We start from the raw sequence: 262 nt of genomic DNA, 5'->3' as shown, positions 1-262 counted from the left end.
CGGCAGCGTCAGGGGTGTATAAGAGACAGTTTAAATACTCATCTGCGGGGGCTCATGTACTATCAGCAATTATGACGAGCGCAACAGGAAAGTGTGTCCGTGAATTTGCGAATGAATACTTATTGCAGCCATTCGGCATGAGAGAAATTCCAAACTACAATATGAAAGCATTTGGATTTGATGACTTAGACGGAAAAGATGTAAAGAGATTGGTTCATGATCCAAATGGTATTTCGATAGGCGGCTGGTGACTAACGTTAAC

1 pseudogene is annotated in these 262 nt (G+C 42.4%); it reads left to right on the top strand.

From position 1 onward, the window contains the following. Positions 1-248: pseudogene (locus K5S59_RS29865) on the top strand (hypothetical protein); the annotation flags it as partial. Positions 249-262: the final 14 nt, after the last annotated feature.

It is taken from the genome of Bacillus sp. BML-BC051 (genome assembly GCF_019656175.1).
In the GTDB taxonomy this organism is placed as follows: domain Bacteria; phylum Bacillota; class Bacilli; order Bacillales; family Bacillaceae_G; genus Bacillus_A; species Bacillus_A mobilis.
The sequence above is the reverse complement of the archived record's forward strand: the minus strand, read 5'-3'. Positions and strand labels throughout refer to the sequence as shown.